We start from the raw sequence: 12,566 nt of genomic DNA on the forward strand, positions 1-12,566 counted from the left end.
TGTCGGGGTGCTGACGCCACCCGCCGGGCTGCCCGAGGAGACCCTCGAGCAGGTTCTCGCGCGGGAGTGGGGCATTCCGGTCAAGTCACTCACCTACCGGCCGGTCGGCTTCGGCAGTCACCACTGGGAGCTCGTGGACACCGCGGGCTCCCGGTGGTTCGTCACCGTCGACGAGCCGGCCGACGCGGGGAAGCTGGACGCCTCGCTCCGCGTCGCGGCCGACCTCTACGCCACCGGCCACACCTTCGTCGTCGCACCGGTGCCGTCGCTGTCCACCGGGACCACGGTGCGCAGCGGGCCGTTCACGATCGCCGTCTATCCGTTCGTCGACGGCACGAGCTTCGAGTGGAACGCGTTCGCCGGGCCGGTCCATCGCCAGGCCACGCTCGACATGATCATCCGGCTGCACACCGCGCCGCCGATCGCCCGCCGGCATGCCCGGGTCGACGACTTCGCGGTGCCGCACCGCGACGAGGTCGAGGCGGCGCTGCGCCGGCCGGGCGAGCAGTGCGGGCCTTATGCCGTACCGGCGGCGGATCTCCTCGCCGAACACCGGCGCCCGCTGCAACGGGTCCTCGCCCGCTACGACGAGCTGGTGCTGCAGAGCCGCGGCGAGCCGGTGCGGGCGGTGCTCACACACGGCGAGCCGCACTCCGGCAACACCATGCGCACCCCGACCGGGTGGCGGCTCATCGACTGGGACACGGTGCTCGTCTCGCCGCCGGAGCGGGACCTGTGGCTGATCGAGCCCGGCGACGGGTCGATCTTCGCCGCCTACGCCGAGGCGACCGGCGTGCTGGTGCGCCCGTCGACGATCATGCTGTTCCAGCTGCGGTGGGCGCTGTCGGACATCGCCGTGGAGGTGCGCCGCTTCCGCCGCCCGCACACCGGCACCCAGGACGACGCCGACGGCTGGGAGATCCTACGGTCGGTCGTCACCAGCATCGAGTGAGACGCACGGCCCGCCGGCCCACCACTCGCCGGCCTTCTGCAGCGTCTCGTCGCCGAACGGGTTGACGCCCGGCCCGACCGCCAGTGCGTGGCCGAGGTGCACGTGCAGGCACTTCACGCGGGTCGGCATGCCGCCGGCCGACACCCCGTCGATCTCCTCGACGTGCCCGACCCGCTCGCGGCGCTCGAGGTAGTCCTCGTGCGCCCGCAGGTAGGCGGCGGCGAGCTCGGGGTCCTCGGCCAGCCGGGCGCCCATCTCGCGCATGAGGCCCGACGACTCGAGCCGGCTGCACTCGTGCACCGCGCGCGGGCAGGTGAGGTAGAACAGCGTCGGGAACGGTGTGCCGTCGGGCAGCCGCGGCGTGGTCTCCACGACGTCGGGCAGGCCGCAGGGGCAGCGGTGCGCTACCGCGCGGGTGCCCCGGGGCGTGCGGCCGAGCTGCGCCGCGACCACCGCGAGATCCTCGTCGGTGGCCTTCTGGAATTCGGTCACTGCTTGTCAGCCGCCTCGACGCTCGACCAGAGCTTGCCGTACCAGGGCCGCGGCGGCTTGGGCGCGCCCGGTACCTCGGTGGGGTCGGTCTCCTCGCGATTGGCCGGGTCGACCACCACGACCGGCTTCTCGCCCGGCAGCACCATGTGCAGCCGCTGGCGGGCCTGCGAGATCACATACTCCGGGTCGTCCCACTTCTTGGCCCGCGCCTGCATCTCGGCCACCTTCTCGGCCTGCCGCTGCTGGCTGGCCTCCATCGCCTCGATCTCCGCCTGTTGCGCGAGGTAGACCCGCACCGGGTAGGCGTAGGCGAGCAGGAGCACCAGCAGCACGAGGCTGAGCAGGATCGCCCGGCTGGTGAACCGGCGCGGCTGCGGCGCGCGGGTGCGCATCGCGGCCCCGCCGGGCGAGACCGCCCGGCGGGCCACAGTGGGACGGGAGGGGGCGCGGCCGGCCCCGGCGCGCTGGCCTCGCGGCGAAGAGCCGCGGCCTGCACCGGCGCGCCCGCCTGGGCGCGTGCGTGGCTGCATTGCCCCCTCCCCCCGCTATGAAATCGATTAACGGTACCGCGGGAAGGCGCCGCGCCCGGCGTAGCGCGCCGCGTCGTCGAGCTCGTCCTCGATGCGCAGCAGCTGGTTGTACTTCGCGACCCGCTCGGAGCGGGCCGGCGCACCGGTCTTGATCTGGCCGCTGCCCACGGCGACGGCGAGGTCGGCGATCGTGGTGTCCTCGGTCTCGCCCGAGCGGTGGCTCATCATCGTGCGGAACCCGGCGCGGTGGGCCAGGTCGACGGCGTCGAGCGTCTCGGTGAGCGAGCCGATCTGGTTCACCTTGACCAGCACCGCGTTCGCGGTCTGGGTGGCGATGCCCCGGGCGATGCGCTGCGGGTTGGTGACGAACAGGTCGTCGCCGACGATCTGGATGCGGCTGCCGAGCGCGTCGGTCATCGCCTTCCAGCCGTCCCAGTCCTCCTCGGACAGCGGGTCCTCGATCGACACGATCGGGTAGGCGTCCACGAGCTGCGTGTAGTACGCGATCATCTCGTCGGACGACTTGGCGGCGCCCTCGAAGCCGTAGGCGCCGTCCTTGAAGAACTCGGTGGCGGCCACGTCGAGCGCGAGCACGACGTCGCTGCCGAGCGAGTAGCCGGCCTTCTCGACGGCCTCGGCGATCAGGTCGAGCGCCGCGGCGTTGGTGGGCAGGCTCGGGGCGAAGCCGCCCTCGTCGCCCAGGCCGGTGGCCAGGCCCTTCTTCTTCAGCACCGACTTGAGGGTGTGGTACACCTCGGCGCCGGTGCGCAGCGCCTCGCGGAACGTCGGGGCACCGATCGGGGCGACCATGAACTCCTGGATGTCCACGTTGGAGTCCGCGTGCGCGCCGCCGTTGAGGATGTTCATCATCGGCACCGGCAGGACGTGCGCGTTGGGGCCGCCCAGGTACTTGAACAGGCTCAGCCCGGCCGAGTCGGCGGCCGCCTTGGCCACGGCGAGCGAGACGCCGAGGATGGCGTTGGCGCCCAGCTCCGACTTCTCCGGGGTGCCGTCGAGGTCGAGCATCGCCTGGTCGACCAGGCGCTGCTCGGTGGCGTCGAAGCCGCGCACGGCCTCGGCGATGCGCTCGTTGACGTTCTCGACGGCCTTCTCGACGCCCTTGCCCAGGTAGCGCTTGCTGTCGCCGTCGCGCAGCTCGTTGGCCTCGAAGGCGCCGGTGGAGGCGCCCGAGGGCACCGCCGCCCGGGCCAGGGTGCCGTCGTCGAGAACGACCTCGACCTCAACCGTCGGGTTGCCCCGCGAGTCGAGGATCTCCCGCGCGCCGATTGCTTCGATAGTGGCCACTGTCGTGTCACTCCTTGCCGAAAAAGGTTGGTCGGCCGCCACGGTGCGGCACCCTGAGCCTATCGCTCGTGCGGATCTTGCTTGCGCTTCGGGTTAAAGATCCAGCAGCGTGCGCAGGTGGCGCGGGGGCGGCGAGCCGTGTGCGAGCATGCGGTCGTGCCAGTCGCGGAGCGTGATGTTCGCCGGGCGTTCATCCGCGATCTGCCGCACCTCGGTGTAGCCCACGAAGTAGGTCGACAGCTGCGTCGAGCTGAGCAGTGCGCGCCGCCACTTGCCGGCCGCCTCACCCTCCTCCTGGAAGCCGCGCTCCATCATGAGCGCCATCGCCTCCTCCTCGCTCATCCCGTCGCAGTGCACCCGCTGGTCGATGATCGCGTTGATGCTCATCCGCAGCTGCATCTTCAGCTGCTGTAGGCGCACCGGCAGGCCGCCGAAGCCGCGCCCGGCCATCAGCTCCTCGGCGTAGACGGCCCACCCTTCCACGAACGGCCCCGACCACCCGATCGCCCGGGCGCGCGTGCGGCCGCGGAAGCGCCGCGCGTGCGCCAGCTGCAGGAAGTGCCCCGGCGTCGCCTCGTGCACGGTGAGGTCGCGCAGCATGTGGCTGTTGTACTCGCGGTAGAACGAGGCCACCCGCTCGTCCGACCAGTCCGCCGGCGTGGGCGAGATGCAGAAGAACGTCGGCAGCTCGGCCGGCTCCAGCAGCCCCGGCGGGTCGCAGTATGCGACGGCGACACCGCGCGCGAACTCGGGCATCTCCATGATGACCAGCGGGTCGTCGATGAGGGTGACGAGGTCGTGCTCCCGCACGAACGCCGTCGCCTCGTCCAGCGACACCTTGGCCAGCTCGACGATCGTGTCGTTGTCCGGCACGTCCGCCGCGGCCCGCGCGAGCGCCTCCCGCACCGTCCCGTCTTTCGTGAGCTCGGCCGCGACGGCCTTCAGCTCCTCACCCACCCGCTCGAGGTTGGCCTCGGCCCGCTCCAGCACGGTCCGCGCGCCGAGCTCGGTGTCCAGGGTGTGCCAGAGCCGCGCCTCCCACAGCCGCCGCCCGAGCCGCGGGTCGCGCTCGGCCCCGTCGAGCCGCCCGCGCAGCCACTCGGCGAACGCGTCGAGCTCGGCCGCGGCCCGCTCCTGCACCGGCGCGACCAGCTCGGCCATGCCCGGCGCCTCCTTGAACAGCTCCCCCAGCTCGTCGCGCACCAGCCGCGAAGTGCCGCCGAACTGCCCGATCGCCGTCTCAATATGCACCCGCGGCGCGTCACCGAGCACCTCGCGCGCCGTGGCGAGAGCATCGGGAACCGCGGCCAGCCGCGCGGCGATCGACACGAGCCGCTCCTCGGCCGGCGCGAAGGGCCGCGAGATCAGCCCGTGCAGCAGCCCGCCGGGGTTGTGCACCAGCGGGTTCCACTCGTGCTCGCGGATCTCGGTGCGCTCGAACAGCATCCGCTCGACCCGCGCGAGCAGCACGGCATGGTCGACCTGGTCCTGGACGTCGAGCTCGTCGACGTCGACCTGGCTGAGCGCCGCGGAGGCGTCGCGCAGCATGTCGACGTCGGCCGCCACACCCTCCGCGGAGTAGTCGGGCAGCCGATCGTCGAACCGGTGATCGCCCGCACTGGCGGCGAGGCCGGGCGCACACTCGAGCAGCGCGTCGGCGATGTGCTCGGCAAGTGGCACGAAATCCTGCGACATGCCGTCGACGTTATCCCGTGCCCACGCCTCCCCTTCGCCGCACCACGACGAACACGGCCCCTTTCTTCGCACCCTTCGCCGCAGGAGGTGCCGTCAGATCAGCGTGGCCAGTTTGCGGACCGCCGTCGTGAGCTCGTGCGGGGTGTGTGCGGCGTAGCCCAGCACCAGGCCGCAGGAGCCGCCCTTTCGCATGCGCAGCGTCGACAGGGCCAAGGGGCCCAGACCCGCCGTTGCCGCGCGCTCCGCCACCGCCACGTCGTCCGTGCCCGGCGGGAGCTCGATCACCAGGTGCAGGCCGGCCGCGATGCCGCCGATCCGCGCCCTCGGCAGGTGACGGCGCAGGGCGGCGACCACGGCGTCGCGGCGCTCGCGGTGCAGGCGGCGAGCCCTGCGCAGGTGACGGTCGTAGCCGCCGCCGGCCAGGAACTCCGCGAACGCGAGCTGCTGCAGGGCGGGGCCGCCGTTGTCGGCGTCGTGCTTCGCGGCGCACAGGTCGGGGGTCCACTGCGTGGGTGCCGCCAGCCAGCCCAGGCGGAGGCCGGGGGCCAGGACCTTGCTGACCGAGCCGACCAGGGCGACGTGGTCGGGTGCCAGGCCCTGCAGGCAGGCCACGGGCTCACGGTCGTAGCGGTACTCCGCGTCGTAGTCGTCCTCGACCACCAGGCCGTCGACGCGGCGGGCCCAGGCAATCACCTCGGCCCGGCGGGCCGGCGCCAGGACCACGCCCGTCGGGAACTGGTGTGCGGGGGTGAGCACGACCGCGCGGGCGCGCGTGCGGGACAACGCGCCGACGTCCACCCCGTCGGCGTCGACCGGGACGGGGACCACGTCCAGGCCCAGGCGATGCAGGTGGTCGCGCAGGGCCGCGGGGCCAGGGTCCTCCAGGGCGATGCGGCGGGTGCCCCGGGCCAGGAGCACCCGGGCCAGCAGGGCCAGGGCCTGCGTCACGCCGGCGGTGACGATGAGGCCCTCGGGCGGGACGAGGGCGGCGCGGACGCGGCCCAGATAGCCGGCCAGCTCCGAGCGCAGCCTGGGCACGCCCGTGGCGTCGCCGTAGTCGAAGTCGGCGTCCAGGGCGCTGGTCAACGCGGTCTCGTAGGCACGGCGCCACGCGGTGCGCGGGAAGGCGCCCAGGTCGGGGACGCCGGGCCGCAACGGCGCCACGGCGGTCCGGCGCTCGACGAGGTCGCCCCGCTGGCGGGGCACCGCCGCGACGACCTCGGCGACCACGGTGCCGGAGCCGCGGCGCGACACCAGGCGGCCCTCGGCGGCGAGCTGCTCGTAGGCGCCGACCACCAGGCCGCGGGACACACCCAGGTCGGCGGCGAGGTCGCGGGTGGAGGGCAGGCGGGTGCCGGGAGCGAGGCGGCCGGCCGTGATCGCCTCGCGCAGCGCGCCGACGAGCTGGTCGCCCACCCGTGGGCGGGTCCGGTCAAGCTCGACCAACGCCTCCCAAACCGACAAAAGTGGCCCCCTAAAAGCAGCGTCCGGTGGCACTGTAGCGTGGACCACTGGCGCTCGTAAGTTCCTGAACATGAACCGCCGCTACGCGTTGTACTGCGTGCTGACCTGCGCGATCCTCGGCGCCTCCTTCACCGTGAGCCGTTCGATCGTCGACTACCCGGTCCTCACCGGGCAGGCCGTTCGCTACGCGCTCGCCGCGCTGGCGTTGTTCGCACTCGCAAGCCGTCAGCCGAAACTGCGGCCGACCCGGCGGGAGCTCGCGCGGCTGGCGCTCGTCGCCGCCACCGGGCTCGTGACGTTCAACGTCCTGCTGCTCTTCGCGCTGCGGCACGCCGAGCCCGCGGTCATCGGAACCATCGTCGGGGTGAGCCCGCTGCTGCTGGCGCTGCTGGGGCCGCTGCAGGAGCGGCGGCGTCCGGCGCCGCGGCTGCTCGCCGCCGCCGGCGTGGTCGTGGGCGGTGCGGCGCTGGTGGAAGGGTTCGGCGACGCGGACGGCGCGGGGCTGGCCGCGGCCGTCGGGGTGCTGTGCTGCGAGGCGGCGTTCTCGCTGCTGGCCGCGCCCCTGCTGCCGCGGCTCGGTCCGGTGCGCGTCTCGGCGTGGAGCACGGCTCTTGCGGTACCGATGCTGCTGCTGCTTTTGCCCCTCGGCACGGAACGTCCGCGGTTGCCCGACGCTGCCGAGGCGGCGGCGCTGGTCTTCCTCGGGCTGGTGCTCACCGTGGTCGCGTTCGTCTGCTGGTACACCGGGGTCGCCGGCCTCGGCGTGGACCGCGCCGGGCTCTTCGTCGCCCTTGTGCCCGTATTCGCCCTCGTCACCACCGCCGTCGTGGACCGGCAGGCGCCTGGACTGCCGAAGGTGGCCGGCGTGCTGCTCGTCGGCGCGGGACTGGCATTGGCGGCGGCGCGTGTTAAGCAGGATGCATGCAACGCTCCGCGCTCGTCCTCGGCGCCGGTGGCATCACCGGCGTCGCCTGGCAACTCGGCATCCTTGTCGGACTGCACGACCGGGGCGTCGACCTCGGCCGCGCCGACCTGATCCTCGGCACCTCGGCCGGCGCGATGACCGGCGCGCTCGTCGCCGCGTTCGGCGACCCGCGCGCCGCCGCCGCGATCGAGGCGCCGCTCGGGCCCGGCGACCCGCCCATCAACGCCGACTGGGACCGCGGCATGGTCGCGTTCGGCCTGTTGCAGGACGAGTCCCTGGACCCGGGCGAGATGCGCCGGCGCATCGGCGAGATCGCGCTCGTGGCCGAGGTCGGGCCGCCGGAGCCGTGGGTCGCGGCGTTCGGGCGCCGGCTGCCGATCGAGGGCTGGCCGGCGCGGCTGGTGGTCACCGCCGTGGACGCCGCTTCCGGCGAGCCGGTGGCCTGGGACGAGCATTCCGGTGTACCCCTGGTGCCCGCCGTCGCCGCCAGCTGCGCCGTCCCGTGCATCTTCCCGCCCGTGCCCGTCAACGGCTCGCGCTACATGGACGGCGGCGTGCGCTCGCGCACCAACGCCGACCTGGCCGCCGAGTACGACAAGGTGTACGTGCTGGCGCCGCGCATGCCGCTGCTGCAGCGCGACGCGCTCGACCAGCGGTTCGCGCTGATCGAGCCGGACGACGCGGCCATGGAGGCGATCGGGGGCAACGTGTTCGACGCCGGGCGCTGGGTCCCGGTGCTCGCCGCGGCCGAGCGTCAGGGCCGGGAGCTCGCCATGGCCTTATAGCGGGCCCGCGTCAGGGTATTGGGCGGGGATCCAGCCAGCCGTTGCTGCCGAGGTACCGCAACACCCTCGTCACGGCCTCGCCCTGCGACAGGTTGGTCGTGTCGATCGTCAGCTCCGCGTCCCGCGGCTCCTCGTAGGGGTCGTCGATGCCGGTCATGCCCCTGATGATCCCGGCGCGCGCCTTCGCGTAGAGCCCCTTGCGGTCGCGCCGCTCGCACTCGGCCAGCGGCGTGGAGACGTGCACCAGCACGAAGCCCGCACCCGCGTTGTGCGCGAACTGGCGTGCGGCGGCGCGGGAGTCGCGATAGGGGGCGATGGGGCAGCAGATCGCGACCCCGCCATGGCGGCCGACCTCGGCGGCGACCCAGCCGATGCGCCGGATGTTGGTGTCGCGGTCCTCGGCGGAGAAGCCGAGCCCCGCCGAGAGGTGCCGGCGCACGATGTCGCCGTCGAGCAGGGTCACGGTGCGCTCGCCGGTCTCCAGCAGCGAGTCGGCCAGGCCGGTCGCCATCGTGGACTTGCCGGAGCCGGACAGGCCGGTGAAGAAGACGACCAGGCCGCGCTGCCGGCGCGGCGGCCGGGAGCGGGTGAGCTCGCGGGCCACGGCCGGCGGCGTGTGCCACTCGGGCAGGATCGTGCCCCGGTCGAGGTGGTCCTGGATCTCCGCGACGGTCAGCGGGAGGCGCCGGTGCCGGGGCGGGATGTCGTCCAGCGACCGCCACTGGCCGTCGCGGCCGTCGTAGGCCAGCTCCCGCGGTACCAACACCCGCAGACCGCCGCCGGAGAGCATGGACTCGCTGGAGGCCAGCAGGTGCGTGACCCCGTAGGCGGCGGCGACCCGGGTCCGCAGCATCGCGTCGCGGATGTCGTCGCCCTCGTGGTTGGGCAGCGGCAGGGCCACGATCGTCGACTCCGGCATCCGGTCGCGGGCGGCCAGCACGCAGCGCACCAGCGCCTCGGGGGCCAGCCCGTCGGGCCCGGGCCCGTCGACCGGCACCAGGACCACGAGGTGTGCGGCGAGCGTGCGGGCGGCGCGGGCGATCTGGGCCAGCTGCGGTCGGTGCAGCGGCCGTTCGGCGATCACGCCGAGGATGCGACCGGACGGCAGCGACCCGCGCACCTCCGCCGGGGTGCGGCGCATGCGGCGGAACGCGCCGTGGCCGCCGTCGCCGAGCCGTCGGACCCGCCCGGCGGCGCCGAGCGTGGTCTTGCGGGCCGGGTAGAGCTCGGTCGCGTCCAGCGCCGCGACGGGCGCGCCCTCGAGGTCGGCGAGGATCAGCACCCGCCGCAGCGGGTTGGTCACATCCAGCTGCTCCGCGAGCGCGCGCGGTATCTCCAGCGTCACCGGCACCGGCCAGCCGGTGCCGTCGGCCAGCCGGCCGGTCCGGCGCAGCGCGATGAGATCGGCCGAGCCGAGGAAGCCGGTCAGGGGCGAATACGCCCCTGACAGCAGCAACTCCAGGTCCGCGAGCTCGGACGGTTTCGGCGTGTAAGTCGGCGCGTCTCGCAAGACATCGTCCGGCAGAACCCATCCATCCACTGACACGCCCGCAAGCCTGCCACAGCCCTCATCCGGTGTTGCGCATGCCCGCCGCGATGCCGTTGATCGTCGTCAGCAGCGCCCGCTCCAGCGCCGGGTCCGGCGAGGAGCGCCGGCCGCCGGGCCAGGCTCCGCTGTCGGCGGTCTTGCTGGCGCGGTACTGGTCCAGCAGCGTCACCTGCAGATGGTGCAGCGGCTGCAGGTAGCTGTCGCGGACCCCGAGGGTGCGCTGCAGCACCGGCTGGCGGTCCAGCAGATGCGCCTCGCCGGTGACGGCAAGCACCTCGGCCACGGTCCGCTCGTACTCTTCGCTGATCTCTTCGAAGATCGGGTGCAGCGGGGCCGGCACGAGCGTCTCGACGTAGCGCGACGCGATCTCCAGGTCGGTCTTGGCCAGCATCATCTCGACGTTGGACAGGAACGTGGCGAAGAAGTGCCACTTCTCGTGCATCTCGCGCAGCACGTCGCCGAGGCCGGCCTCGCGGGCCGCCTTCAGGCCGCTGCCGACGCCGAACCAGCCCGGCACGATCTGGCGCGACTGCGTCCAGCCGAACACCCACGGGATCGCCCGCAGCCCCGACAGGCCGGCGTCGGCGTTGGGCCGCTTCGCCGGGCGGGAGCCGATGTTGAGGGCGCCGAGCAGCTCGGTGGGCGTGGCCGCCCAGAAGTACGCCGGGAGGTCCGGGTTCTCCACCAGCGCCCGGTAGTTGGCGAACGCGGCGGAGGAGACGGTCTCCATGGCGGAGTCCCAGCGCGCCAGCGCATCGGCGGGCTGACGGGGCTCGGTGTGCAGCAGCGCGCTCTGCAGCACCGCGGCCAGCGTCAGCTCGAGGTTCTCCCGGGCCAGGGCCGGCAGCGTGTACTTGTCGGAGATGACCTCGCCCTGCTCGGTCACCTTGATCGCGCCGTCCAGCGTGCCCCACGGCTGGGCCAGGATCGCCTCGTGGGTGGGGCCGCCGCCGCGGCCGACGGTGCCGCCGCGGCCGTGGAAGAGCCGCAGGCGCACGCCGTGGCGGGCCGCGACGTCGCGCAGCTGCCGCTGCGCCTTGTGGATCATCCACTGGGAGGTGGTGATGCCGGCGTCCTTGTTGGAGTCGGAGTAGCCGAGCATGACCTCCTGCACGTCGTTGCGGGCGCGCACGATCGCGCGGTACACCGGGATCGACAGCAGGTCGTCCAGCAGCTCGCCGGCCATCTCCAGCTCGCGCGCCTGCTCCAGCAGCGGCGCGAAGCCGACCCGGGCGCGCGCCGACTCCATCGAGGCGCCGCCGAAGCCCGCGCCCGCGCTGACCTCGACCAGGCCCCACTCGCGGGCCAGCACGACCGCGGCCAGCACGTCGTCGATGCCCTGGGTCATGGAGATGATGTACGTCTCGACGACCTCGGGGCCGAAGCGCTCCTGCACCTCGCGGATCGCCGCGAACACCTCGAACGTCTTGCGGGCGCTGTCGCTCAGGCCGGTGTCGCGGGTGGCCAGCGGCCGGCGGCCGTTGAGCTCGTCGATGAGCAGCTGGCGGCGCGCGTCGCGGTCCAGCGACGGGTAGTCGACCTCGCCGACCCTGCGGTACAGCTGCGAAAGGACCTCGTGGTGCGCGTCGGCGTGCTCGCGCACGTCCAGCGTGGCCAGCTGCAGGCCGAAGGCGGACAGCGTGCGGATCGCCGAGGCGAGCTTGCCGGTGGCGGCGAGCTGGCCGCCGTTGCGGGCCAGCGACGCGCGCATCAGCTCGAGGTCGGCGATCAGCTCGCTGGTGCCGAGGTAGTCGCGGCCGGGCTTGTGCGGGGTGCCGGTCGCCAGGCGCGCCCGGGTGTGTCCCAGCTTGAGCCGGATGCAGCGCAGCTTGAGCCGGTAGGACTCCTCCAGGTTGACCCGACGGTACCGCGCGGGCAGCTCTGGCAGGTTGTCCAGGTCGGCGGCGAGGCTCGCGGAGAGGTCCAGCGACACGCCGCGCAGGCGCTTGGAGACCGAGATCTCGTCGATCAGGGTGTCGATCACGCCCTCGGCCATGCGGATGCCGTACTCGTGCTGGATGAGCAGCACGTCCCGGGTCACCGCCGGGGTGACGAACGGGTTGCCGTCGCGGTCGCCGCCGATCCACGAGCCGAAGCTGAGCGGCCGGGCGGTCGGCGGCAGCTGTACGCCGAGGTCGCGCAGCGTCTCGTAGAGGTCGTCGAGGACCTGCGGCGCGGCGCCCTCGGCCAGGTCGGCGAGGTAGTAGACGGCGTTGCGGGCCTCGTCGCTGGGCTCGGGCCGCTCCAGGCGCAGCTCGTCGGTCTGCCACAGCAGGTCGAGCAGCTCGGCCAGGCGGCGGTCGGTGCGCGCGGTGCGGGTCTTGTCCGGCTCGAGCGAGCCGTCCAGCGCGGTGGCGACGGCCTCGGCGTCGAGCTCGTCGCCGACGGCGCGCAGCTTGGTCAGGATCGAGCGGCGGGCCGCCTCGGTGGGGTGCGCGGTGAAGACCGGGCGCACGGCCAGCTTGGAGGCGACCGAGCCGATCTCGCGCACGCCGACGCCGCGGTCGGCGATCAGCTTCGCGGCGCGCTCCAGCCAGCCGCCCTCGCGCACACGGATGCGACGCAGCTCACGGGCGCGGTGGACCTGCTCGGTGATGTTGGCGAGGTGGAAGTACGTCGAGAACGCGCGCGCCAGCTGCGTGCCAGTGACCACGTCGAGGCCGTGCAGGCGCTCGGCGGCGGCCTCCGGGTCGGAGCGGACCAGCGCGCGGACCTCCTCGACGAGGTCCAGCAGCTGCTGGCCGTCCTGGCGCACCAGGCTCTGCCCGAGCAGCGAGCCGAGCCGGCGGATGTCGGCGCGCAGCGCGGCGTCAGCGGTTGACGCTTCGGTGGCTTCTGCAGACATTGTTCTAGTCCCCTCCGGACGTGT

10 protein-coding genes are annotated in these 12,566 nt (G+C 73.4%); 3 read left to right on the plus strand and 7 right to left on the minus strand.

Annotation, left to right across the window (positions count from 1 at the left end; translation table 11 throughout):
- Positions 1-7 precede the first annotated feature (7 nt).
- Positions 8-952, plus strand: coding sequence for a phosphotransferase (locus tag ABD901_RS14330; RefSeq protein WP_345126078.1), 945 nt, complete (start codon positions 8-10; stop codon positions 950-952).
- Here the strand turns inward: ABD901_RS14330 and ABD901_RS14335 are convergent.
- The 5 genes from ABD901_RS14335 to pdxR all read right to left on the minus strand — a co-directional run bounded on the left by ABD901_RS14335 (position 923) and on the right by pdxR (position 6,390).
- Complete coding sequence (locus ABD901_RS14335; protein WP_345126080.1) at positions 923-1,444, minus strand: DUF501 domain-containing protein; 522 nt, start codon at positions 1,442-1,444, stop codon at positions 923-925. The two genes, ABD901_RS14330 and ABD901_RS14335, sit on opposite strands and share 30 nt — an antisense overlap.
- Positions 1,441-1,872, minus strand: a complete 432-nt coding sequence (locus ABD901_RS14340) for an FtsB family cell division protein (protein WP_345126083.1) — start codon at positions 1,870-1,872, stop codon at positions 1,441-1,443. Before ABD901_RS14340 ends, ABD901_RS14335 begins: the two co-directional genes overlap by 4 nt.
- A gap of 129 nt (positions 1,873-2,001) precedes the next feature.
- Positions 2,002-3,279, minus strand: coding sequence for a phosphopyruvate hydratase (eno, locus tag ABD901_RS14345; RefSeq protein WP_345126085.1), 1,278 nt, complete (start codon positions 3,277-3,279; stop codon positions 2,002-2,004).
- 93 nt (positions 3,280-3,372) lie between these two features.
- The gene (locus ABD901_RS14350; protein ID WP_345126088.1) at positions 3,373-4,974 is read right to left on the minus strand and encodes a DUF885 domain-containing protein; all 1,602 of its coding nucleotides are present in this window, start codon (positions 4,972-4,974) and stop codon (positions 3,373-3,375) included.
- Positions 4,975-5,067: 93 nt separating this feature from the next.
- Complete coding sequence (gene pdxR, locus ABD901_RS14355) at positions 5,068-6,390, minus strand: MocR-like pyridoxine biosynthesis transcription factor PdxR (RefSeq protein WP_345126091.1); 1,323 nt, start codon at positions 6,388-6,390, stop codon at positions 5,068-5,070.
- A 118-nt stretch (positions 6,391-6,508) separates the two neighbouring features.
- On the opposite strand from pdxR, the gene ABD901_RS14360 reads away from it, so the two are divergent.
- A complete protein-coding gene (locus tag ABD901_RS14360; protein WP_345126094.1) occupies positions 6,509-7,474 on the plus strand; it encodes an EamA family transporter in 966 nt (321 codons plus the stop codon).
- Positions 7,360-8,148 carry a patatin-like phospholipase family protein gene (locus tag ABD901_RS14365; RefSeq protein ID WP_345126097.1) on the plus strand — a complete coding sequence of 263 codons (789 nt, stop codon included), beginning with the start codon at positions 7,360-7,362 and terminating at the stop codon, positions 8,146-8,148. The genes ABD901_RS14360 and ABD901_RS14365 overlap by 115 nt, the downstream gene beginning before the upstream one ends.
- Before the next feature lie 10 nt (positions 8,149-8,158).
- On the opposite strand, the gene cysC is transcribed toward ABD901_RS14365, so the two are convergent.
- Entirely contained in the window at positions 8,159-9,688 is a 1,530-nt protein-coding gene (cysC, locus tag ABD901_RS14370) for an adenylyl-sulfate kinase (protein ID WP_345126921.1), read from the minus strand.
- Between the two features lie 28 nt (positions 9,689-9,716).
- Complete coding sequence (gene ppc, locus ABD901_RS14375; RefSeq protein ID WP_345126100.1) at positions 9,717-12,542, minus strand: phosphoenolpyruvate carboxylase; 2,826 nt, start codon at positions 12,540-12,542, stop codon at positions 9,717-9,719.
- Positions 12,543-12,566: the final 24 nt, after the last annotated feature.

The sequence above is a fragment of the Dactylosporangium darangshiense genome, from assembly GCF_039537565.1.
Lineage (GTDB): Bacteria > Actinomycetota > Actinomycetes > Mycobacteriales > Micromonosporaceae > Dactylosporangium > Dactylosporangium darangshiense.

Bases quoted from the DNA above. Each gene is read 5' to 3' on its own strand.
- ABD901_RS14350 (WP_345126088.1), bottom strand. From the start codon at position 4,974: ATGTCGCAGGATTTCGTGCCACTTGCCGAGCACATCGCCGACGCGCTG.
- ABD901_RS14360 (WP_345126094.1), top strand. From the start codon at position 6,509: ATGAACCGCCGCTACGCGTTGTACTGCGTGCTGACCTGCGCGATCCTC.
- ABD901_RS14365 (WP_345126097.1), top strand. From the start codon at position 7,360: ATGCAACGCTCCGCGCTCGTCCTCGGCGCCGGTGGCATCACCGGCGTC.
- ppc (WP_345126100.1), bottom strand. From the start codon at position 12,542: ATGTCTGCAGAAGCCACCGAAGCGTCAACCGCTGACGCCGCGCTGCGC.